Annotated in this window: 17 protein-coding genes, 4 tRNA genes, 1 rRNA gene and 1 riboswitch; of the genes, 12 read left to right on the forward strand and 10 right to left on the reverse strand. The window is 47.8% G+C overall.

Features of this window, described 5'->3' with window-relative positions; genetic code table 11:
- Position 1: 1 nt before the first annotated feature.
- From kdpB to BM412_RS31620, 4 genes are all read right to left on the reverse strand, one after another.
- Positions 2-2,044 carry a potassium-transporting ATPase subunit KdpB gene (gene kdpB / locus BM412_RS31605; protein WP_091225656.1) on the reverse strand — a complete coding sequence of 681 codons (2,043 nt, stop codon included), beginning with the start codon at positions 2,042-2,044 and terminating at the stop codon, positions 2-4.
- 18 nt (positions 2,045-2,062) lie between these two features.
- Entirely contained in the window at positions 2,063-3,736 is a 1,674-nt protein-coding gene (gene kdpA, locus BM412_RS31610) for a potassium-transporting ATPase subunit KdpA (protein ID WP_091225671.1), read from the reverse strand.
- A 31-nt stretch (positions 3,737-3,767) separates the two neighbouring features.
- Positions 3,768-3,845: a potassium-transporting ATPase subunit F gene (locus BM412_RS32965; protein ID WP_091225672.1), complete on the reverse strand. Its 78-nt coding sequence runs from the start codon at positions 3,843-3,845 to the stop codon at positions 3,768-3,770.
- Positions 3,846-4,129: 284 nt separating this feature from the next.
- Positions 4,130-4,546 carry a hypothetical protein gene (locus BM412_RS31620; protein WP_143111732.1) on the reverse strand — a complete coding sequence of 139 codons (417 nt, stop codon included), beginning with the start codon at positions 4,544-4,546 and terminating at the stop codon, positions 4,130-4,132.
- 124 nt (positions 4,547-4,670) lie between these two features.
- Positions 4,671-4,841: riboswitch (cyclic di-AMP (ydaO/yuaA leader) on the reverse strand.
- A gap of 257 nt (positions 4,842-5,098) precedes the next feature.
- Here BM412_RS31620 and BM412_RS31625 point away from each other — a divergent pair.
- The 5 genes from BM412_RS31625 to BM412_RS31645 all read left to right on the forward strand — a co-directional run bounded on the left by BM412_RS31625 (position 5,099) and on the right by BM412_RS31645 (position 9,726).
- On the forward strand, positions 5,099-5,839 hold the full coding sequence (locus tag BM412_RS31625) for a spermidine synthase (protein ID WP_091225658.1): 741 nt from the start codon (positions 5,099-5,101) through the stop codon (positions 5,837-5,839).
- Positions 5,840-5,863: 24 nt separating this feature from the next.
- Positions 5,864-6,466, forward strand: a complete 603-nt coding sequence (gene thpR, locus BM412_RS31630; RefSeq protein WP_091225659.1) for an RNA 2',3'-cyclic phosphodiesterase — start codon at positions 5,864-5,866, stop codon at positions 6,464-6,466.
- A gap of 188 nt (positions 6,467-6,654) precedes the next feature.
- On the forward strand, positions 6,655-7,251 hold the full coding sequence (locus tag BM412_RS31635; RefSeq protein ID WP_177246174.1) for a prepilin-type N-terminal cleavage/methylation domain-containing protein: 597 nt from the start codon (positions 6,655-6,657) through the stop codon (positions 7,249-7,251).
- Entirely contained in the window at positions 7,235-7,831 is a 597-nt protein-coding gene (locus tag BM412_RS31640) for a PulJ/GspJ family protein (protein ID WP_091225661.1), read from the forward strand. The genes BM412_RS31635 and BM412_RS31640 overlap by 17 nt, the downstream gene beginning before the upstream one ends.
- 17 nt (positions 7,832-7,848) lie before the next feature.
- Entirely contained in the window at positions 7,849-9,726 is a 1,878-nt protein-coding gene (locus BM412_RS31645; RefSeq protein WP_091225662.1) for a hypothetical protein, read from the forward strand.
- 128 nt (positions 9,727-9,854) lie between these two features.
- Here the strand turns inward: BM412_RS31645 and BM412_RS31650 are convergent, their stop codons facing one another.
- Positions 9,855-15,380, reverse strand: a complete 5,526-nt coding sequence (locus BM412_RS31650) for a DUF5057 domain-containing protein (RefSeq protein ID WP_143111733.1) — start codon at positions 15,378-15,380, stop codon at positions 9,855-9,857.
- 322 nt (positions 15,381-15,702) lie between these two features.
- Here BM412_RS31650 and BM412_RS31655 point away from each other — a divergent pair, with 322 nt between their 5' ends.
- The 7 genes from BM412_RS31655 to BM412_RS31685 all read left to right on the forward strand — a co-directional run bounded on the left by BM412_RS31655 (position 15,703) and on the right by BM412_RS31685 (position 23,128).
- A complete protein-coding gene (locus BM412_RS31655; protein WP_091225664.1) occupies positions 15,703-17,370 on the forward strand; it encodes a GspE/PulE family protein in 1,668 nt (555 codons plus the stop codon).
- A gap of 14 nt (positions 17,371-17,384) precedes the next feature.
- Positions 17,385-18,434, forward strand: coding sequence for a type IV pilus twitching motility protein PilT (locus BM412_RS31660; RefSeq protein ID WP_091225665.1), 1,050 nt, complete (start codon positions 17,385-17,387; stop codon positions 18,432-18,434).
- A complete protein-coding gene (locus BM412_RS31665) occupies positions 18,434-19,642 on the forward strand; it encodes a type II secretion system F family protein (protein WP_091225666.1) in 1,209 nt (402 codons plus the stop codon). The genes BM412_RS31660 and BM412_RS31665 overlap by 1 nt, the downstream gene beginning before the upstream one ends.
- 37 nt (positions 19,643-19,679) lie before the next feature.
- On the forward strand, positions 19,680-20,123 hold the full coding sequence (locus tag BM412_RS32810; RefSeq protein WP_218163207.1) for a type II secretion system protein: 444 nt from the start codon (positions 19,680-19,682) through the stop codon (positions 20,121-20,123).
- Positions 20,124-20,201: 78 nt separating this feature from the next.
- Positions 20,202-20,957, forward strand: coding sequence for a prepilin peptidase (locus BM412_RS31675; RefSeq protein ID WP_091225667.1), 756 nt, complete (start codon positions 20,202-20,204; stop codon positions 20,955-20,957).
- Positions 20,958-20,964: 7 nt separating this feature from the next.
- Positions 20,965-22,491 (forward strand): type IV pilus biogenesis protein PilM, encoded by a 1,527-nt coding sequence (gene pilM / locus BM412_RS31680; protein ID WP_091225668.1) that lies wholly within the window; start codon positions 20,965-20,967, stop codon positions 22,489-22,491.
- Positions 22,475-23,128: a hypothetical protein gene (locus BM412_RS31685; protein WP_091225669.1), complete on the forward strand. Its 654-nt coding sequence runs from the start codon at positions 22,475-22,477 to the stop codon at positions 23,126-23,128. Before pilM ends, BM412_RS31685 begins: the two co-directional genes overlap by 17 nt.
- Positions 23,129-23,255: 127 nt before the next feature.
- Here the strand turns inward: BM412_RS31685 and BM412_RS31690 are convergent.
- From BM412_RS31690 to BM412_RS31710, 5 genes are all read right to left on the reverse strand, one after another.
- Positions 23,256-23,330 (reverse strand) — tRNA-Gly (locus BM412_RS31690).
- Between the two features lie 9 nt (positions 23,331-23,339).
- Positions 23,340-23,422: transfer RNA gene (locus BM412_RS31695), tRNA-Leu, on the reverse strand.
- Positions 23,423-23,458: 36 nt separating this feature from the next.
- Positions 23,459-23,534, reverse strand: a tRNA-Lys gene (locus tag BM412_RS31700).
- Positions 23,535-23,547: 13 nt separating this feature from the next.
- A tRNA-Thr gene (locus tag BM412_RS31705) sits at positions 23,548-23,623 on the reverse strand.
- A 159-nt stretch (positions 23,624-23,782) separates the two neighbouring features.
- Positions 23,783-23,868, reverse strand: a 23S ribosomal RNA gene (locus tag BM412_RS31710); the annotation flags it as partial.

A 23,868-nucleotide genomic window follows, 5' to 3' on the forward strand; every position in this document is an offset into this window, starting at 1 on the left:
CTTAAACGAGTTGAAGACCATGAAGCACCAGGTCTATGATTTTTATGCCGATGAAAGGGACGATAACCCCGCCAAGGCCGTAGATCAGAATGTTGCGAGTAAGCAGCGTGTCTGCTGTCATGGCACGGTATTTCACGCCTTTCATCGCAATCGGGATGAGCAGCGGGATAATGACGGCGTTGAAAATCAACGCGGACAAGATCGCCGATTTCGGCGAAGTCAGATGCATGATGTTCAGCGATTCCAGCTGAGGCATCGCCAATATGAACATAGCCGGGATAATCGCGAAATATTTGGCGATATCATTGGCAATCGAGAATGTCGTAAGGGCACCACGGGTAATGAGCAGTTGTTTGCCGATGGAAACCACAGACAAGAGCTTCGTCGGATCGGAATCCAAATCGATCATATTGGCCGCTTCCTTCGCAGCCATCGTTCCCGAATTCATAGCCAGACCAACGTCGGCTTGAGCCAGCGCCGGAGCATCATTCGTACCGTCGCCCGTCATCGCAACGAGCTTGCCTTCTTGCTGTTCCTTCTTGATCGCGGCAATTTTATCCTCCGGCTTCGCTTCGGCGATGAAATCATCGACTCCCGCTTCAAGGGCAATTGTAGCCGCAGTGAGCGGATTGTCGCCCGTACACATGATGGTTTTGATTCCCATCGACCGCATTTCGGCAAAACGTTCCTTCAGTCCGGGCTTCACGGTATCCTTCAAGTAAATGACACCGTAAATACGATTGCCTACGGCCGCAGCGAGTGGAGTTCCTCCCGCTCTGGCAATCCGGTTCGATGCTTCTTCCAAATCGCTCGGAATGCTGCCGCCATTGGCGGAAACAAATTTCTTAATGGCATCGACCGCACCTTTGCGGATCTGAACGCCGCCGGCCATATCGAGCCCGGACATTCTTGTTTCTGCCGTAAACTCAACGACTTCAGCACTTCCGTATTCGCGCTCTGACCAAGACTCGCCGAGTTTACCCGCAAGCTCCACGATCGAACGGCCTTCAGGCGTTTCATCCTTCACGGAAGCCTGCAAAGCAGCGAATGTCATTTCCTTGGCGGTGACGCCTTTTACAGGTATGAACTCCGCAGCCATCCGATTGCCGTACGTGATCGTGCCCGTTTTATCCAAGATCAGTGTATCGATATCGCCGGCAGCTTCAACTGCTTTACCGGACATCGCAAGTACATTATATTGCGTAACCCGGTCCATACCGGCAATCCCGATAGCGGACAACAACGCGCCGATCGTTGTCGGTATTAAACAGACAAGCAAGGCGATCAGTGTCGCGATATCCAGATTGACATTCAGATAATTCGCCATCGGAACCATGGTGATGATTACAATAAGGAAAATGATCGTTAATACAGCAAGCAGCGTCGTTAATGCAAGCTCATTCGGCGTTTTTTGCCGTTTAGCGCCTTCTACGAGCGATATCATCCGATCCAGGAAGGATTCACCCGGATCAGTCATGACTTTCACAACAATATAGTCTGAAGCAACTCGCGTTCCCCCAGTAACCGAGGAGAAATCGCCGCCTGCTTCCTTGATCACAGGTGCAGATTCACCCGTGATCGCCGATTCATCGATGGATGCAAGACCCTCGATAATCTCACCGTCGGTGGGAATAAGCTCGCCTGCCTCCACGCGGACAATGTCGCCTTTCTTCAGCTGCGTAGAAGGAACCTGTTTGAAGGAGCCATCCCGCTGCACAAGCTTCGCCATCGTTTCGGATTTCGTTTTCCGAAGGGTATCCGCCTGCGCCTTGCCTCGACCTTCCGCCAATGCTTCAGCGAAATTGCCGAACAACACGGTAAAGAGCAGGACGAAAAACACCGCCAAATTATACCCTCGACCCACGCTCTCAGCCCCAAACAGATCAGGCGAGATGGATAGAAGCAGCGTAATCACCGTACCTACTTCAACGATAAACATAACCGGGTTCTTGATCATGACCGCCGGATTGAGTTTTTTAAAGGCATCTAATATCGCCTGCGATGCAATTTCTTTCGTTATCGTTTTTCTGCGTGCAGCAGCCATCGTAATCTCTCCTTAAGTTTATTGCGGCATGGCCAGATGTTCAGCGATTGGTCCCAGTGCAAGTGAAGGGAAGAACGTCAGCGCTCCGATCACGAGAATGATCATGATCAGAATACCCGTGAACAATGGCGTATTCGTGCGCAGCGTTCCGGTGGTTACCGGTACGACGCGTTTCATTGCAAGAGAGCCGGCAATCGCGAGCATGGCAATGATGGAAATATAGCGGCCAAACAACATAACCAGACCAATACCTACATTATAGAAATCGGTATTCGCGGTAAGACCGCCAAAGGCGGAACCATTGTTCGCTGCGCCGGACGTAAAGGCATAAAGCACTTCGGATAATCCGTGCGTACCTGCGTTCGCTATGGACGCGGTAGCCGCCGGCGTTGCAAGAGCAAGCGCGGTCGGTGCCAGAATAATTAAAGGATGAATGAGCAGCGCAATTGCAGCAAGCTTCACTTCTTTTCCTTCAATTTTCTTACCGAGGAATTCCGGCGTGCGTCCAACCATCAGACCGCAAATAAATACCGATAATATGAGATACAATAACCCATTGAGCAGCCCGACGCCTTTACCGCCGAATACGTTATTCAGCATCATTTCGGCGATCGCTACAAAACCGCCCATCGGTGTTAACGATTCATGCATGTTGTTTACGGCTCCTGTTGTTGCCGCTGTCGTCACTGCCGTAAACAAGGCGGATTCAGAGATGCCGAACCTTACTTCCTTGCCCTCCATATTTCCGTGAAGGCCGGCCGCATCAAGAGCCGGAACGCCTCTATACTCGGATACAAATACGACAGTCAGCATAACCAAGAAGATGAGCCCCATCGCACCAAAAACGGCCCAGCCCTGCTTCTTGTTCTTAATCATCAAACCGAAAGCATAGACAAGCGCTGTAGGAAGCAGCATCATGCTAATGATTTGCACCATATTCGTAAGCGGTGTTGGATTCTCGAACGGATGCGCCGCATTCGTACCGAACCATCCTCCGCCGTTCGTACCGAGATTTTTGATGGATTCCAGTGTTGCAACAAGGCCTCTGGTAATCGTCTGCTGAGCCCCTTCAATCGTGGTCGCATCTACTGCACCTTGGAACGTTTGCGGAATGCCTTGGAATACGTAGAACAATGCAACCAAGAAGCTGAGCGGCAGGAATACACGCGTAATTCCGCGTACGATATCCACATAGAAGTTACCCAGATTATCCTGACGACCGATGAGTCCGCGAATGAACGCAATCGCTATTGCAAAGCCGGTTGCCGCCGACGTGAACATCGGAAAGGTGATCGCAAGCAATTGAGACAAGTATGAGAGTCCATTCTCACCTGAGTACGACTGCCAGTTTGTATTCGTAATAAACGATACGGCTGTATTAAAAGCCTGCGCTGCCGGCATATTGCCGATCCCATCCGGATTGAGCGGCAGGAAACTTTGAACCCGCAGGACCAGATACAGTAGAATCATCATGACGAAGTTGGTAAGCAGGACGGCCGCTATATACTGTTTCCATCCCATTGCTTCATCTTCGCGTACGCCCATCAACCGATACAGCATGCGTTCAAAGGGACCGAACACACGGTCGAGCCCCGTTTTTTCTCGTTGAAAGACTTTAACTAAATAACTGCCTACCGGCTTAACCAATAAGCCAATGATGATAAGCGTTATGGCAACCTGTATGAATCCCATACTCATGTTATGAATCCTCCGCCCTTACCATTTAGAATTTTTCAGGTTTTACTAATACAAATCCAAGGTACAAAATTAGAACAGCTGCAATAATACCGACGATAATCATAGCGTTACCTCCCTAGGCTTTCTCACAAAACTTAAGAAATCCCCAAAATATAGAAAATGCAGCAACAAACAATACTACCATTCCAAAATCATTCATCATTTCTCTTTACTACCTCCCTGTAACTGCACCAGTGAATTGAGAATATTTTCCCCATTAGGGATTAATCTATACTTGGCTTCCCCCTCATCGGTATAGTGAAATCTTAATACGGGTTGCTGTAAAAACGGGGTAAAGATAACGGGGCTAGGGTGTAAAAAAAGTATAAAAATTGCCGTTATCGCCGTTTAGAAGGATACATAGGCCTGCGAATGGTCGAATAAATACGCGCGATTCCATAATGCGCAATTAGGGTTGGATATGCCTTTCGCTGAGTAATCCAGCTGCTCGGCCAGGCTCGTTAATGCCGATTCCATCAAATGCGTGCGTTCCGTTCCCCATGCTTCCTGCTTCCGGTGGATATATTCCAAACTCTCCTCAAGTGTCAGACCCTTAATTCGCTGGTAGATGGCCGTCCACTGCACAATGTCCCCCCTCAGGTTACAGCCGTGCATCTGAAATTCAATGAATCCACTTCCGCCGTCATTCGTGGTAATGGCGAGCAAACCGCAAATACAGTCTTCACTATGTCCGGGCAGCCTTTCATCGGTGAGCTCCCCATCAAATTGAAACAACTCAATCGCTTTAATCTTGCAATCTTTCACCATACTCACTCTCCTGATTGTTAGTAGAAGGTAGACAACACAAAGAGGCCCGGGAGCAGAGAAACTCTACTCCCGGGCCTCATCACAGCGTAAAGAAACAAGCTGTTGCAAGCTCGATTGAAGGGGGTTCTCTCTCATACGCTTACGAGGTTAGCTGTCGGATTCGGGCTTGAGAGTGCCCTACCTGAACAAGCAGCGCCTGTTTGTGGATTCACCCCGAGAAGCCGCTCTATTCATGAGACGGCTTCAGGTTGGTTCCCCCGCTCCCCTTTCGAGGATTCAGCGTTTGGTCAAAGGTTTCTTCAGTTGTTGAGACAAATCTTATTCCCATATGATCATTCCTGCAAACGCGGAATATCGTTCTATTTTTGCCAATTCGGGCGGATTGCGCTGATTGTTGCGCTTACATTTAGGTGGCTCATTCATTTTGGATGGATTATCTTAGAATTGCTTCCAAAGTTTCGTTCGGCATTGAATCCGGCCCAGAGATGCGATACGCTGGATTTCATAATGACTTAGTAGGTTTACTGAGGCGAAGGAGATTGAATCATCGTGCAGATTTTGCACCGGGAAAGCAGCGGACAGCATGAAATTACCGTTTACGATACGAGTGAGTATGGCGGAGAGCGCGGTCGATTCCGTGTCCTCCAGTTCTCGAACAATGCCATGCAAGGGGCTATGGATTTAGATCAACCCGGGCGGATCTTGTTTGAATATCCCCAGGCTATGATTCACCTCATGGACAGCAGCAATTCAGCGTTTCAGCGTGTGTTTATCATCGGACATGGTATCGGAACGATCGCGGGGAATTGCCCGGGGAAGCGGTTTAAGGTTGCGGAGCTGGACGAGCAGGTCGTGGCGTTAAGCAGGCAATATTTTGGCTATAGCGACGATAATGTGGTGGTTGGCGATGGGCGCGAGCTGCTCTCATGTGAGGATGAGCATACGTATGATTTTATCGTGCTCGATGCCTTCTCCGATAAAGGAACGCCGCGGCATTTGACTTCAAAGGGCTTCTTCGAGCTTGTGGTTTCCAAGCTGGATGAGAACGGCGCAATCCTCATCAATCTGATGGGTAAACGTGAAAATGATGCTCATATCAACGCCATCTATACGACGCTGCTGGAAGTGTTTCAGTCTGTGCAAGCTTTTGCGTTGCCAGCCGAAAGTGCGTCCGATCGGCGCAATTACATTCTTACGGGCAGCAACGAGTCGATCCTCTATCAGACGCGCCGCATGGCCGGGTTTATGGAGCTCGAATTGGGGCAAGGCTATATCATCGAAGATCGTTAGCACTAGAGAGGTGGATAGGAATCTATGAATACGCCAGCCATCACTTCGGCAGAAACGGTCCGCTTGTTCGCCGCCGTCTCCGTTCCGGATACCATAAAGCAGTCTTTATCTATTCTGTGCGAGGACATCAAGTCAGAGCTTCCCTTTCGCAAATGGGCACATATGGACGATTATCACATTACGCTGCAATTTCTGGGCGATACGCCGAGCGCGCTTATTCCTGCGATATCAACAGCACTTCGCGAAGCTGCTGCTGCTGTTCCCGCCTTCGAGCTGAGGGTTGACTCTCTCGGCGTCTTCGGGCGCCCGATTCGCCCCTCCGTCCTATGGTCCGGCGTCCATGGCGATGTCGAGCAATTGCATAAGCTGCAACAAAATGTAGCTCAGAAGCTGAAGCCTCTGGGACTTATGCCCGAGAGCCGCTCGTACAACCCCCATCTCACGCTTGCACGGAACTACGCCGGCGTGGAATCCTTCGAGCTTTCACAGCTTGGCGGCTTCAAGGTTCAGACTGCTCCTTCCGGCACCCCGCTCCAGTGGTCAGCGGATGCTATTACACTCTACCAAACTCATCTGCAGCGACGCCCCATGTACGAGGCTATTTCGGTAGCTCCGCTCGTTGACTGATTGGCCGCCGCCCGCTCGATGACTAAGTAATTAGTCCTATCAATAAAACGCTGTTTCTCTTAAGTTTACGCTTAAGTGGGAACGGTTTATTTTTATCGCGCTGAGACTTTAGAACTAGGAGGAATTGCGACGTTCTGTGTCGAATAGATACTGCAAATGTGCGAATAACGAAGGGAACTGTGATGCTTATGAAAGTAACCGAGCAGCAGCAGCCATCTGGAGAGAGTGGCTTTACATTAGTTGAAATCTTGACCTGCCTCATTATCCTTTCCGTCGCCGGACTCGCGATGACAGGATTTTTTGTCCATGCGCTCTCCTACGCCAAGGGCAACCAGAATAAGACCGTAATGGTTAATCTGGCACGAAATACACTGTTTTATATGCAGAAACAATCGGATTTTGATGAGATGGCCAAATTTTTCAAGGTTGGACAACCGCTTGGCATTGGTGAGGATCGTAATGTAATTAGTTCAAGCGGCTGTGCCGAAGCCAGCGGTTCTTGTACGAATTATAAGGATCTCGTAGGGGATCCGCAGACGCTCGTCTATATTTTGAATCCCAAAATCAACGATATCCTCTATCATGTCACGATCAGCTTCCAAGAGAACCTCTACGACTCGCTCGATACAAGAACAGCATCTCCCGATGGCGGAAGAATTGATAAATATCTACTTCCTATCAAGGTTGAAGTTGAAGAGGCAGAGCCTCACAGTAGCGATAACGGTCCGAGCAAACGGGAGCGTTCGGAAGTGGAGGGATACATAACCGATGAATCGATTCGTTAACAGCTTGAGAAAGCGCCTGACCGGTAAGGATGCAGAAGGAGGCTACACGCTAGTGGAGCTGATTGCCTCGCTGACTTTACTGTCCGTCGTTCTGGGTGTCATTTACTCTTCCATTACGTTTGGCATGAATACATACAACAAGGTTCGCGTCGAGAACTCCCTTCGAGACGAAGGCGATCTGATCATGTCCTCCATCATAACCGAATTGTACCGGGTTGGACCGAGCCGGATTTCGCAATCCGATGCCAGCCTCAGCCAGTCGATTACGCTGACGCTGCCGGAGATTTCTTCTGAAGATCCTATAGAGACGGGCGATGACCCTCTGCGTGAAGTCATCAGCATTAAACCTAACACCTCGAATAAGAGCGCTCTGTTTATCGGTAATCGTGAAGTCGTCATCGATTCGGAGATTGTGCCGAAAAGCACTCCAACAGATAATGAGTCATCATCCATTACATTAAAATGCGTAAGTGGCCAAACGGGCTGCAGCAGCGGGATGATTGAAATTAACCTTAAGCTGCGCCAGGAATATGGAGACCGAAATTTCGATCTCAAATTAGAAAGCAGATTCGGATTTTAAGAGGAGGCAGCTGACTGATGTTACGTGAAGAAAAGGGCTCTGCCTTTTTACTTGTTGTGTTTATGATGCTGCTCTTTACTCTCGTCGGTGTAGCTGTCCTTGGCGCTACGATCGGCGGAGCGGCACGGACACAGAAGTCGGAGGATAATTTGCAAACCGTGCATCTTGCGGATAAGGCGCTTAGTGAAGCGATGGCACACATTATGGCGCGCTTCGATAATCAATCGATCAGTCCATCCCTATTAACCCAGAATGTAGAGGAATTCGTGGAAAACTTCACCGGATATGAGGATGGAATCTCCGAGCTCGATGAAGCCAAGAAGCCGGAATATCGTATCAAAAACATCTGCATTCTCGGTACGGTCAACCCTTTAAAACAACGGTTATATTGTCAAAATCAAAGCACTGCCACTCAATCCAGCACGGAAGACTTCTTAACCACCATTCGTGTAACAGCCGAAGCGGAAGTGAATGGCGTCAAGCGAGATCTGGTACAGGATATGACGCTGGATACCTTCCCGGATTTTCTGAAATATGCATTTGGCTCTGAGGGTGATGTTGTCATCAACGGTGCACCTTCCTTCAAAGGCAACATCTATGCCGGCGATGAGCTGCTCATCCAAAATGTCGCGAACTATACCTACTTGAACAACCCGCTTAACGCCAATACACAGTTTCTTTATGTCGACCCGGTTGAAGATCGCTCGGCATTGGACGGCATCTATGTGCCGGACGGCGATGACCTGGGGAATGGTAAAATTCAAATCCAATCGCAAAGCAAAATTAAATATCGCATCGATCCACAGGGAACCTATCAGCCGCTTGAGAATCTGGGAGATCCTCAATTCCATGACCTGGACTCCAAAGTGGAGCTAACGGAAAAGAAGAAGTTCCTATCTATCGACGTGGCGCAATCTTTCGTCGATAAAGCTTATGATGCACTGGGCACAGGTGCTGATCCAGAATTGAGAGAAGCCTTATGGAGTGCCTACACGCCTCTGGATTCCGGGGATGCACTAATGACCCATCTGAAGGGGTTCTTAAGTGAATTACAATCCATCAGCCCCATTACCATTCCTACGGCTCCTACATTGCCTGACAGTGGTGCTACGAGCGAAGAGCAAGATTCCTATAATGAAGCTAAAGCAGATTATGATCGTGCTATGACCACTCTGAATACGCAGTTCAGCAACCTATCAGGTGCTGTATTTGTAGAAGGAGACCTAACAGTCGGAGCTGATCTCCATCAAATACGTTACACTTCAAAAGGTACTCATGATTGGCTTATCGTAAATGGTGATTTGACCATCCAGAATGATGGCCCCAATAGCGTTATCCCCATTCGAGCCAACATTCTCGTTAAGGGCAAAGTAACGTTAATCGGCGATCTTGAAATGGATTCCACTATTTTCTCCTTACAGCATGATGAGCTCAATGAAATCATGGATGCTCAGATTCGCGGGATGGTCGTGAATGACAAGAAGAGAGAGCTGGTCATGATCGCCAATGGTCCCATTGACATCTATCGGGTCACCGCCTTCCAACCGCTAGGCGATGGCTATAAACAATCCAGCATTCATACATTGGATGGCTTCTTCTACACCGACCAAACAGCTGAGCTCTATGGCGTAGGCTCCCTCTTCTGGATTCACGGCGGATTCTTTGCCAAGGAAGGCATCACCATTAACGCCGTGCTTGGTGATACCACCTCGACTGAAACCGGGAACACCTTGTTTTTTGATCCACAAGATGAAGGAAGACTTGATCAGAAACATGCCCGTTTTGTCATCGATTACAATAAAGACGTCTTTATCAATCAGCTTGCCGGTCTGCCACGCGTCAATAAAATCAGGGTCAATATCGGTCAGAAGAAGCTGCTTCCCGTTCAGAATTAAGTCTCATGATGAATCGCAAAAGATGGCGCAGAGCTAAGACTCTGCGCCATCTTTTTTGGTTTGACCAATGAGAAGGGGCTGCCTCGCGTCATCATTCGATGATGTTTAGACAGCCCCTTACTTACTCCTTAATACTTGTCGCTCTTGTCGACCGTAACTTTGACAGTAAGCGTAATTTGCAGCACGGGATCATACACGGTGATCGTCGTTGAACCGTAATTGATGCCTTCAATGACGCCATTAGCCGAGACCGCTACAATATTGCTGTTGGCGGATGTCCATACAAGCCTAGGCACTATAGTAGCCCTATGCTTAGCCGGTATGATACTCAAAGATTGGCTGGATGCCAGATTCATCTGTTGATTTACTTTCAGATGAGGCACGGTAGCAGGTAATTTGATGAGTACAATATCGACCGTCAACTCTTCTGTAAATACTTTACCGGCCGGCGACTTCACCTTCACTTGAATGGTAACGGTGCCGCCATCCTGCCAGCCTGTCGTTAATTTTGCCGAGTTGTGGCTGCCTGTAAGGCTAGTCCCTTTAGAAGGGCTATTCAGCAAGGTCCACTCCGGTTCATACGTAAAGCTTGGCGTGCCGGCAGCTCCTTCCCATGAAACCGGGTAATTAAATGCCGAAGCAGCTTTAACGATCAGGCTGCCATCGAGCTTTAATGCGCGATTCTGAATGGTTAACGGGAGCTCTTCCTTCACTACTGAATTATCAAGCAGCTTCACAGACACGATAATGGTCACATTCCCATTATCCATTGCGCTAAGATCATTAGTGAAGTTTTTACCCGTGGATGCCGGAAGTGTAACGATTTGATCCGCTCCCGCTTCCTTCAGACTCCATGTCACACCATTAATTAGGCTGGTATCGGTAATCGGCGATGAATTCGTTTCCGACTTCTTCAATCCGGCTGTTAGTTCGATGACATCGCCTACGCCGACTTTAAGCGGCCCACTTAAGGTGACAACCGGTTTATTAATGGTAATCTCCACTTGTTTCGAATACGGCGTTCCGTTTTGCAGTTTCAAGGAGACCGTCACTGTTGTGGTTCCCGGAACAAGCGCATGCAGATTTTTCGTGTATTGCTTGCCTGATGAATTGGAAAGCAGCTCTACTTTCGTATTCGAACGATCCCATTCAAGATCACCTTGAATCACGCTATCATCCGCGATCGGTGCACTATTCGATTGAGACTTCTGCAGTGTCGCTTTCAGTTCCACGGTGTCACCAAGGCTAATGTTTACTGGACCTGACAAGTTCAGATAAGGTTCCTCGATCGTAATCGATCGCCTCGCCGAAACCCACGTGTCATTCATGAGCTGAAATTTCACAAAGACCGTTACATTACCCGGAGCTATAGCTTTGAGTGAATTGTTCATCTGCTTGCCTGTTGGGATTGGCAGATCCACTAATTCTTCCGCATTAGAACCTTCCAGCCCCCATTTAACATCCTTGATCATACTTGCAGCAATCTCTGTATTGCTGCTTACCGATTTCTTCAACGCTGCGGTCAGCGATATCGTATCGCCTATACTGATAGTAGTACGCGTTCCAACCAATGATGGATCTGGGCTTACTACCGTCACCGGCAGCGTGTCCTTAATTACCGTGCCATCAGCAAGTTTTACGGAAGCGACGACAGTTACGTTGCCCGGAGCAAGCCCTTGGAGCTGATTCGTAAACTGATTGCTTGCTGCGGTTCCCAGGCTCGCAAGACTTGAATCGCTTGTGCTGCCCAATCCCCATGTAATAGTGACACTATCATCCGTAACGGCTGTTGTGTTTGTAGCCGACTTCTGCAGCTTTGCAGTAAGTTGAGCGATATCGCCGATTCCAATTGATGATGTCCCTGTTGTCAATGTAAGCACCGGGTACTCAATCGTAATCGATAATTCCTTCGTGATCACCGTATTGTCTAACAGCTTCACTGTAACAACGACGGTGGCAGTGCCCGGAGCAAGGCCTTTCAGCTCATTCACGAGCAGCTTTCCTGTAGATGCAGGAAGCGAAGCAATTTTCTGCTTATCCGCCTCTTTCAGAGTCCAGCTCACACTCTGGATCACTCGGCTATCCGTAATCGGTGTGTTATCTGAGAGCGACTTCTGCAAAGCAGCGGTAAGCGGAATTGTGTCTCCGACAGTGAGATTGCTGCTTCCTGTTAAGGATAAGACCGGATTCGTAATGGTAATATCCTTGGATGCATCATATGAAGTCGTCACCGTAGACCCGTCTATCGTCGAGTTATACGTAGTCGTCACATGAAGGGAAACTTTGATGGTACCCGCTTTAAGACCGGTAAGCTTCGTTTGCCAGCCGCTGCCGGTACTCAATGATCCATCTGCCGGATTAAATATCGACCACTCGATATTGCTCACCGTTTCGCGAGATGGTTTGACAAGAGCCCCTGACAAGTCCATCGTCATGCCCGCTGTTACTGTAGAGTCACCGATGATGTTAAGTCCCGATTCCAGAACAGTTACTTGTGCGGTAGCTGTTTGTCCGGTAATAGAGTCGGTTACTCTCACGGTTGTTACGCCCGGCGCAACACCGGTAACATACCCGTTGCCTGCAATCGTCGTGATGATTGTAGCCACTGTAGTGTTCGATGAAGTCCAGGTGAATTTAGGCGTTGCATCGGCAGGCGTAAACGTCGGAATAATTGTCGCAGTGTCATACACTGTAGCGCCCGTACTGTCCTTCTTGTTCACGAGCGTAACATCCTGCACGCCGATGCTTAAGCCAGTCAGCCGAACAATGGAGTTCAAGGAATACGTGTCAAAAGGAAGTGTCGTCGTTGCTGTCTGGCCTACGTCCTTAAATGTAAGGCTCGAATTGTTAAGCGGCAACGTCCCTGTAATGGTCGGTTTCACCGTTATACTGAATTGGATCTGCGGAGCCGTATAGGTTGATCCACTTAGCGTATAAGTAAGCGTATTGAACGTTCCGTTAAGCTTATACCCCGTACTTACATTCCCGGTCGCCGTAATCCCCGAAGGAAGAGTCCCGACAATTTCCAGCCCGGGCGGGAGTGTTTCGGCAAACGTGATCCCTTGAATCTTCAGTGTAGAAGCATCAACTGAACCGGATTTCGTAATGTCTTTAGGCGTTGCCGTATACGTCAAGGTTGTTGATGTACCTTTATCCAGCGTAAGTTCCGAACCTGAGCTCAAACCGGAAATGGTACGTTTCACAGTCAGATTGGACGAAACCTTCTTCACCTTCACCGGAATGGTCTTCGTAATCTTTGCACCTGTCTTATCCGTTACCGTAATTTCGATGGAGAGATCTCCGTCTCCGGCTGTGAATGGATTCGTGATCACCGAGTTAATGGTCGTTCCTGAGACAGCCGTTGTAATCGGCTGCGTGATCGTCTTCAGCCCGGTACCGTCATTATAGGAGTACTTGACTGAAACGGTTAGATTGCGATCCGTAAAATCATAATCCTCCGGTTTAAAACTGAGATTAATATTCTGATAGCTTGGAATGAAGTTGTCCGTCGCAGACGAATAATCGAGCGGGTTATACACCGTCAGCATTGGTGCATGGTTAGACCCCATGTATGCACGATACATCGTATTGACGAACAATTGCTGCTCCCAGGTTGGGAAACCGCTATTGGTATGCCCCGTTCCGGAGTACGTCACATTCCCTTTGGAATAGGTATAGTAGTGGTTCCAGCTATCATTCTCATCTCGGTTAGAACCGATAATGTTGTACCACGGAACGACAGTTTCATCTTCCAAATCCAGTGTGAAGTATTGGTTATGCGTTGTCGCTACTTTAGGCGTGTCGCTCAAAATGAAAGGGAATTGAGTGAGCAACCCGTCGTTAACCTTCTTCACGACAGTTGACGTATTCGGCGCACTCAGACCCAAATTCGTCCAAGGCTCGATCTGGCCGGTCGTTTGCTGGAATTGATTGATCCACGTATTCCGATCATTCTCGCTGCTGGAGAATACGGTATCATGCGTAAACATAACGCTCTGGCCGGTTCTAATAAAATTATTGACGACATTCGCCGTATCCACGGTAATGCTGGCATTGGAATTATAAGAGTCCGCTAAACCAAAAATTAGCATGTCATAATTTCCGTTGAGATTAGCTTTGCCTGTCGAGTTGAAATCATTGAATTTCATCGTCGTAATGGAAATCTCGTACTCATTTGTTTTACTCAAAAAGCTTTGGTCTAAGTTTCCGCTTTTCTTCAAGCTGCTCGTGTCAGAATCATTCGGCATCACTTGCAGTACGCGTACCTTCGTCAATTGATCGCGATATTTGAATACACCTGTTTCATAGCTCTTCATCTTCGTTGTTTGATCTACGATTTCAAGCTTCCAGTAATAGAGGCCGGAATAACCTTTAGGAAGGACATAAGTTAACTCGCTGTCGTCGTTGTTATTCGTCACAACGGAGGACGCAACGATTTGATCATTGCCGAAGGCTACGGCTTGATCAAGGCCAAGATACAAATTAGCCGTCAATCTCCCGTCTCCAAAATTTGTATAATTCGGAACGTTGAAATGAAAGGACAACGTATCCCCCGCACGGTAGAGTGCAGATGAGTCAAGAAGATAGGAGGTTGGTTGGCCGCTGAGCACAAGCTTTGGCCGCTGATTTAGAAGCTTGCTGTAAATTGAATTGGAGTTGGATAGATTACTTGCTAAATTAGACAAGCCTGTGGCATTCAGAAAGACGACGTTATCCCTTCCAGCAGAGGAGTATGGAGCGAAAGTATTATACAGATTCCCTCGGAGCGAAACAAAATTTCCGGATGAGTTTTTATAGCCTTGATTCAGTAAGCCGGTCGTCGTATCGCTGTAGATGAAGACGGGCTGCCCTTTGGTAATAAAGTCATCGACGATCTCCCCTGCCTTGAGGAGAGTGATATCGTTCTCCAAGCTAACCGTTTCATGCGCAGCGGCTCGATTGCTGGAACTCGTCTTGATTACTTTGGTTGGGTTGAAGTATCCCTTGCCGATATAGATTCCATCATACTTACCATCGAGATCTCCGCGCAGAGCGACGAAGCGTTTCATACTGATGGTATCAATAGAGATGTTCGGAAGTGATCCGAGTTTTGGCTGCAAATCTGACGTTCCGCCACCATCCGTAATTTCAAGCAGCTTGGTCACATTTTGGGTAAAGCGGAGCTCCGTTCCTTTGCTCTTCTTGGTTTCTGAAGCAAAGAGCTGCATGGATGTCGAGTTCACTTTCACATATACATTTGCTTTAATCGCCAGTAAACGCTCATCATCCATTTTAAACTTCTCGTTCTCACCAATTGCAGCAGCGGTTGCCGCCAGCGGAATCGAGCTGGATGATTCAGATGGTGCAGTCACATATTTGCCGGTCGACTTTGATTTAATCGAATATGTATTCCCGCCGTTGTCAATCAACTCGAACTGTTCAGCTGCTGTCCCAATGCTTGTCGTGTTGGCGTACAGCACGCCGCTGCCGCCGACAGTGATAAAGTTTGTATCAGCCTTAATCGCATAATAGACTGTGCCATTCGCATACGCATCCTTCAAATACAGCCCCGGAATAATGATTAGCGCGGCAATCATGCTTAGAAAGAGCAGTCTGACAACGATGGTTTTTGCTTTCATTCTCGCTCTCAATCTTGCGTTCATTCTAGTACTCATCCTGGATTTCAAAGCTTCCCCTCCCCATCCCTTCAATTCTAATTGCTACAATTCGATACAGTTCAAAAGAACTACTAGTTATGTGTCTCTATTATACATAAGTTTACAGCAATTAAATAGATGATTTTGTAAAGAAAAATCCAATATTGTCTAATAGAACACTGTGTGTGTATAATAGGCTTAACAGACGCGGAAATTGGAATATCTTGCTTATCTTTTGTCATTATTGGAAATATATTACTCTAGCGATTCTAGTCTGATAGACCTAAATTCGTTTCACTGGAAAATAGGCTGGAATAACTGAATGAGGGTGTGTGTAGAGATGAGTACCGTGAAGAAGAAACGGCTGGGCGACCTTCTCATCGAGAGCAATGTCATCTCTGAAGAACAGCTGCAGCAAGCGCTGCGAGAACAAGGCAAGACCAAACAGAAGCTCGGCGATTTGCTCATCACGCAAGGATACATAACGGAGCAACAACTATTCGAGGTATTGGAATATCAACTGGGCATCCCACATGTCAGCTTGTTCAAATATCAAATCGAGCCTTCTATTACACAGATCATTCCCGAGAGTCTGGCTCGCCGATATCAAGCCATTCCAATTCATAAAGAAGGCGGCAAACTGCTCGTCGCAATGGCTGATCCGCTGGACTATTTTGCGATCGAAGAGCTCCGCATGTCCACCGGCTTTCGTATCGAACCGGCTATCTCCGGGAGAGATGAACTGCAAAGAGCTATCGCTCGTCACTATGGTTTGCAAGATTCCATGTCTCAGCTTATGGGCGAGCTGCCTACGGCCGATGAAATCCGCGAAACCGAGATTACGGACGAGGATTCTCCCGTTGTTCGTCTGGTGAACCAGATGATTCAGCAAGCTGTACAGCTTCAGGTCTCCGACATTCACGTTGATCCGGGCGAAACGAACGTTAACATCCGTTATCGTCTGGACGGTGTACTCCGGACTGAGAGAGTCATTCCGAAGCAAATGCAAGGCTTTATCACGGCGCGGCTTAAGATTATGGCCAAGCTGAACATCGCTGAACGCCGTCTTCCGCAGGATGGCCGGTTGAAGATGCAAGTAGACTACAGGACGATCGATATCCGGGTTTCCTCGCTGCCAACCATTCATGGAGAGAAGATCGTACTGCGGATTCTCGATCTAAGCGTCGGTGTTAAGGCACTCGATCAGCTAGGCTTCAGCAAGCATAACCATAGAACCTTCAGAGAAATGATTGAAGTTCCCTACGGTATCATTCTCATTACCGGACCGACGGGCAGCGGTAAAACAACGACGCTTTACTCCGCCCTTCAGCATCTCAACAAAGAAGACTCTAACATCATTACCGTAGAGGATCCGGTCGAGTACCAGCTTGAGGGAATCAACCAAGTCCACGTAAATCCACAGATCGGACTTACTTTTGCAACAGGGCTGCGTTCGATTCTCCGTCAAGATCCTAATATTATCATGGTCGGTGAGATTCGCGACTCGGAAACGGCAGAGATTGCCATTCGCGCCTCGCTAACCGGACACTTGGTATTATCGACGCTTCATACGAATGATTCCGTCAGCTCCATTACGAGGTTCCGGGATATGGGGATTGCACCTTACTTAATTGCCTCTTCTTTAGTAGGCGTGGTTGCTCAGCGGCTCGTTAGGCGCGTTTGTCCGGATTGTTCGACAGCCTATACGCCATCCGAGCAAGAAAGCATCTTCCTGCAAAATCACGGACTTCATGCGGACAAGCTGTATAAAGGCACAGGCTGCGGTACATGCAACCAAACCGGTTATCGCGGCAGGGTCGCAATCCATGAAGTGCTCGGCATTAATGACGCCATTCGGCAGCAGATTAGCCAGGAGAGCTCCATTCAAGACTTGCGAGTCGCTGCTGAGAAGAACGGGTTAATCCAGCTGATGGATGATGGCCTGGAGAAAGCCGTCAAAGGCATTACTTCCCTGCAGGAAGTGCTGCAAGAGACAGTATCCCATTAGTTAGGAGGCCCGATATGACACAAGTATTGGAACAGATCACAAGCTTGCTGCAGCAAGCACATGAGAGCAAAGCATCTGATCTTCATATTTCCGTTGGCTCGCCTCCTGTTATGCGGGTTCATGGCACACTTCAACGGCTGGGTGAGGAAGCAGTTACGATTGAACGCTCCAGAGCAATGGCTGCGTCCCTGCTTAACAGCGAGCAGCTGGCACACTTTGAGCAAGCCGGTGAGGTAGACTTTTCTTACGAGCTAGAGGGTTACTCTCGATACCGGATCAATGCGTACCGCCAGCGTGGCAAAGTGAGCATTGCAATCCGGACGATACCTACGCGAATCCCTTCACTTGAGCAGCTGCAGCTTCCTGCGATCATCGAGACGCTTGCTAATAAGCATCAAGGACTTGTCCTCGTTACAGGTCCGACAGGCAGCGGTAAATCCTCGACGTTAGCGGCCATGATCGATTACATCAACCGAACGCAGAAGAAGCATATCGTCACCTTGGAGGATCCGATCGAATTTCTCCATACGCATTCGGCATCGGTGGTCGATCAACGTGAGGTCGGCAATGATACGAAGAGCTTTAGCAACGGACTTCGGGCGGCGCTTAGGCAAGACCCGGACGTAATCCTAGTTGGCGAGATGCGCGACCTGGAGACGATTTCAGCAGCGGTCACGGCAGCCGAGACCGGACATTTAGTGTTTGCGACCTTACATACAACAGATGCTCCACAGACGATTGATCGGATTATCGATGCTTTCCCTTCTCATCAGCAAGGACAAATCCGTACGCAGCTTGCAGCTGTTCTTCTAGGGGTTATCTCACAGAGGCTGCTGCCTCGCCCGGGCGGACAAGGCAGATCCTGTGCTACGGAAATTATGATCAATACCCCTGCTGTCGCGAACCTTATTCGCACAGAGAAAATCCATCAAATCAAGAGCGTCATGCAAACAGGGCGCGCGCTAGGCATGCATACGCTAGACGCTTCGATTAAGGAGCTTCTACAGTCGGGACGTGTCGATCCGGCTGCAGCCAAAGTGTACTTGACTGAAGGTGCTTACTAATGGCTCAATTTGCCTATCATGTCAAAACAGGCGGCGGCAAGCAGCTAAGAGGCAAAATGTCCGCAATGGACAAATCGACGGCGGTTGAAGAGCTGCGTAAACGCGGGCTAGTCGTTCTTTCGGTGAATGAACACCGAAACACGATTCTATCGATGGACATCTACATCGGTAACCCGGTGAAAATGCAGCATTTCATCATCTACTGCCGCCAATTCGCAACGCTAATTCGCGCAGGTGTCACGATTCTCGATGCTACGGGCATTCTAGCCCAGCAAACAGAGAGCAAACCGCTTAAGAAGGCACTCGTCGACGTGCATTCGGGCTTGCTTCGCGGTAACGCCTTCTCGCAGGCCGTGCAGGAGCATAAGCGAATCTTCCCTTCTATGTTCACCAACATGATCCGCGCAGGCGAAGAGTCCGGCGATCTGGAAGGTACGCTCGAGCGACTTGCTGTATTTTTCGAGAAGCAGCATATGACCAAGGAAAAAATCAAATCTGCCTTAACTTATCCGATGGTCGTAGGTTTTCTCGCCATCTCAGCCGTTATTTATCTACTTAAAGCAGTTGTACCTCAGTTTGTGGATATGTTTGATTCCATGGATGCCGAACTCCCGGCCATTACAAAAATAGTTATGGCAGCCAGTAACAGCATCCAAAATCAGTGGTATCTATGGCTACTTGTTGTTGTGCTTGTTGTTGTCGGTTTCATTACTGCCAAACGCACCACAAGAGGAGCCTATACAATAGATTACATGAAACTTAAACTGCCGATCTTCGGCAAGCTTTCGCAGAAGGGCGTAATTGCCCAAATGTCGCGCACCATGTCTTCTCTCTATGCGAGTTCGGTTCCGATGCTTCAAGCTCTTACCATCGTCGAAGAGGTTGTAGCCAATCGGGTCGTAGGGAAAGTCATTCGAAGCGCAGGGGATTCACTAAGACAAGGTACACCGTTATCGGATCCGCTCAAGAAATCATGGGTGTTCCCGCCACTGGTCACTCAGATGATTGCAATCGGGGAAGAGACAGGCTCTCTTGACCTGATGCTATCTAAAGTGGCGGACTTCTATGAAATGGATGTCGAGAACACAGTCGACCGGATGAAGTCATTGATCGAGCCTATCTTGCTCGTATTTCTCGCCGGTATGGTCGGAGTCATCGTGGCAGCCATCATGCTGCCTATGTTCAGTCTATATAGTCAAATGGGCTAAGTAGGCAAGTTAAAAACAATTCAGGGAGGAATTAAAAATGGTAGCAAATGTGTTAAAGCGTGCAAGAGAGAATGAGAAAGGTTTTACACTGATTGAATTACTAGCTGTTATCGTCATCTTGGGGGTCATAGCTGCGATTGCAATTCCACTTATTTCTAGCATTATAAGCAAGTCGAAGACTGATTCGGATATTGCAACTGCTCGTCAAATTTACGATGCTTCACGAATTTATGTAACATCTGAGTTAAATGGTGATTTTAAAACTGCTGGTGCAATTCCAATCGTTGGCGATGCAACTACTCCAGGTCTAATCTCCAAAGGCTATCTTTCTACCGATATTATTCTTCCAAGTACAAAGACAGCAATTACAGATGGGACAGTTACTTTTAATACTAGTGGTAATCTCACAGAAGTATTGATCAGTACAGATAAAACAAAAACCACAGATGATAAAAAATATGATACTGATGATCTTAAATAACACCTTTCAGATCGCACAGGAACCGGAATTCGTTCCGGTTCCTTTCTCTTCATTTCAGATAGAAAGTAGCCATTCACGATGACGACTGCCCTAGCAATTTATTTTTTTATTCTCGGACTCGTATGTGGCTCCTTTTTCAACGTCGTGGGCTTGCGAGTACCTCTTAGACAGTCTCTGATTCATCCGCCCTCCCACTGCACAAGCTGCCAGACCCGGCTCAGAAAACGTGATTTAATCCCCTTATTCAGCTATCTGTTTGCACGAGGCCGCTGCCATCATTGCGGTATAACGGTATCGCCTGTTTACCCTTTCGGTGAAGCGATTACCGGTATACTGTTCATGAGCATGTTTTTACTCCTAGGCACAAGCCTAGAATTATTGACCGGTCTATTACTAGTCAGTCTGTCCATTATCATTACCGTGTCTGATTTGAAGTACATGTTAATCCCGAACAAAGTACTTATAGCTTTCCTTCCCTTGCTCGTGCTTGCTCGACTTCTACATCATGACCAACCGCTATGGCATTACGCGGTAGGTGCAATACTCGGCGGTGGCATGCTGCTGCTGATTAATCTTCTCTCACGCGGCCAAATGGGGCTAGGGGATGCCAAACTATTCTTTGTATGTGGATTGGCTATCGGTCTTCCCCACATTCTAGTTGCAATGCTTCTTGCTTGTCTCACCGGTTCAATCGTAGGCGGCACCTTGCAGCTATTTCATCTAGTCAAACGAAAACAACCGATTCCTTTCGGTCCATTCCTTGCAATAGGGACGCTTGCCGCGTATTGCTTCGGAGACGATCTTATAAAAGGATATCTAGCTATAATAACCTAAGCGGGATGTGATCTTGTTGATAACCATTGGCTCTAAACAAATCGGTCTGACTATTGAACAAACCGCCATCCGTTTCACTACGCTTCGCAAGAAAAAAGGATGGGAGTTGGATCGGACCGGATTTCTTCCGCTACCTGAAGGTACCATTGTTGATGATCAGTTTGTCAAATTGGATGATATCCGCGGTATCTTTAAAAAATGGATCCAACGGGAGAAGCTAACCGGTGCATCCGTTTCTCTTGCTGTTCCTACATCCCAAATTATCGTACGTAAAATGCGCATCCCTACAACCAACGATAAAGAGCTTCGGTCATTAATTGAGTTGGAGGTTGAAACGACGCTCCATCTTCCATTCGAAGAGCCGATCTACGATTATCTGCAGATTGGCAAGGATGAGACTAGTACACAGGTTTTGATATTTGCCGCTCCGCTTAAATGGATTCGCACCGCTATGGAATTAATGGAGGATTCCGGCTTACGCGTTAAAGCCATCACTTTCCCTGCAGCAGCCCTAGCAAAATCACTATTTGCACAACAAGCCGAAAAAACAAGCGAAACGATGGTCCTCAACATCGGTGATTCTATGCTCGAGATCTTTATGTTCCATGAAGGCAGCCCCATCTTCATGAGGGCGATTAACTTATTAGAAAGTGGCGGTCATCAACCCGGTCACTTGAACGAATCCCAGTTATCAGAGCTAAGTACGGAGATCTCGCGGATTTTGAATTTCTATCAATTCGGGCTTCATGAAGGCGCCTCGCGCATTAGTAAAGCTATCGTAGCTGGAGCCGTATCCGCACAGCATGACCTTATCTCCATACTGCGTGAGACACAAGCGGAAATTGCCATCCATGAAGCGGATTTTCCTTCCTTTGAAGACGGAAGCCTAGATGATGAGCAAGGCAATTATTTGATTCCTGCCGGCTTGGCTCTTCCAAAGGATCTAAGCTTCAACATCGACCTGCTTCCCAAAGTTAATCGTGAAGCCAAACTACTCCCTGTTGTTCTCACTAGCGCTTTAGGTGCTTGGCTGCTGATTATGGCACTCATCGGTTATTCCTTTATGAGTAACCGTACTGAAATATCTGATAACAAGGATCAGGTGCAAACCTTAAATGATCAAATTGCCCTCGCCCAAAATGAATTGCTTACAGGAACTGCCCATGGCCAGTCAAATCCACTCTCTGAAATAGAAGCAATCAAAAAGAAACAAACAGACGTAGTTGCGATCGTTAATGAGCTTGAGCATAAGCTCCCAATAAGTGCTGAAATCCGTACACTTGGCTACACGGAACAAGGACAGATTTCTCTAACCGCCAGCTTTAACTCGATGAAGGATATGTCCCGCTACTTGTTCGATTTACACCGCTTATCTTTTACTGAAGATGCCGGTTTGCAGACACTGTCCAAGGGTGAGACTATGGCCATATCTACCGATAGCGGTGGGATCTCCGTCTCCAATCCATATACAGCTTCATTTAGCGTCAAGATGAAGCAGTCGAAGGAGGATGAGAACAATGGAACAACTAACTAAAAACCGTTCCCTATCCGTGCTCTTAGTGGCAGTACTGTTTCTGGCCTTGTTTGCAATTTATAGCTACTTGCTAAAACCATCAGCGGATCAAATTACCGATCAACAAGCCGAGATTGAACGTCTGAATAGTGAATACAATCTGCTGAGTAAAAAACTCGCAGAGAAAAAAGAAGCGAGCAACGAATTTTCCAAGGAAAATGTACAGCAAGCGCTGCCGTTATGGGATAATACAGAGCAGTTGTTACTTGATTTACAACAAATTGAATCAAGCACCGGTGGCGAGGCTCTTACAGCTACCTTTACTCCTGACCGTGTTGACGATCAACAGAATGCGGACACAAGTGCAAGCGAAAATACTGATTCTACAACAGACAGCAGCACTTCATTTGGTCCTAATGTGAAACAGCTCAAAGTAAGCCTAGTTATTAAAGGTAAATACGCTGACATATTGCGTTATATCGAAGAACTGCAAAAGCTGCCAAGGTTAATTACGGTTGATTCCTTCGACGTCGCGAAATCCAGCAGTTTAGCCGGTGACGCCAAGCCTATCTCAGCAAATCTGGCATTTACCGCTTACTTCGATCCATCCTACAAGTCACTTGCAAAAGAAGTCCTTCTGCCTTTTGAAGAGAAATAAAACGAGCCGCCCTTTCGTGAATCCATCACGACAAAGGCGGCTTTTCTTTGCCTATTCAACACAAAAAAAAGACGATTCCCAGATGAACTGGAAACCGTCATGCTATATCAAGTAATAAATTCTGTAATGGAGCGGAAGACGGGAATCGAACCCGCGACCCTCGCCTTGGCAAGGCGATGCTCTACCGCTGAGCCACTTCCGCAGGTAAATATGGTGCGCGTAGAGGGACTTGAACCCCCACGGTCGCCCGCCAGATCCTAAGTCTGGTGCGTCTGCCAATTCCGCCATACGCGCATAATGTAACGTGCCCCCATTGTCGTTAAACGAAAATGGTGAGCCATGTAGGACTCGAACCTACGACACCCTGATTAAAAGTCAGGTGCTCTACCAACTGAGCTAATGGCTCAATTTTGAAAAAATGGTGCCGGCGATAGGAGTCGAACCCACGACCTACTGATTACAAGTCAGTTGCTCTACCAACTGAGCTACACCGGCATGTGTATAAGTTTCAAGGCTTACCAAATTCAATGAAATAAAACCCACAAGTGGGTTATTCAATTAGTTGGTTTGCAACTTGAAAACTGGATACGAACCTTTGCGATGGTTTTGTTTTAGCTGATGTTGTCCGAAGTTGAACATCCGAGCGAATGTTCGTAGGATAAGCCCTCGACCGATTAGTATTCGTCAGCTGCATGCATTGCTGCACTTCCACCTCGAACCTATCAACCTGATCGTCTTTC

It is taken from the genome of Paenibacillus sp. BC26, from assembly GCF_900116125.1.
In the GTDB taxonomy this organism is placed as follows: domain Bacteria; phylum Bacillota; class Bacilli; order Paenibacillales; family Paenibacillaceae; genus Paenibacillus_Z; species Paenibacillus_Z lignilyticus.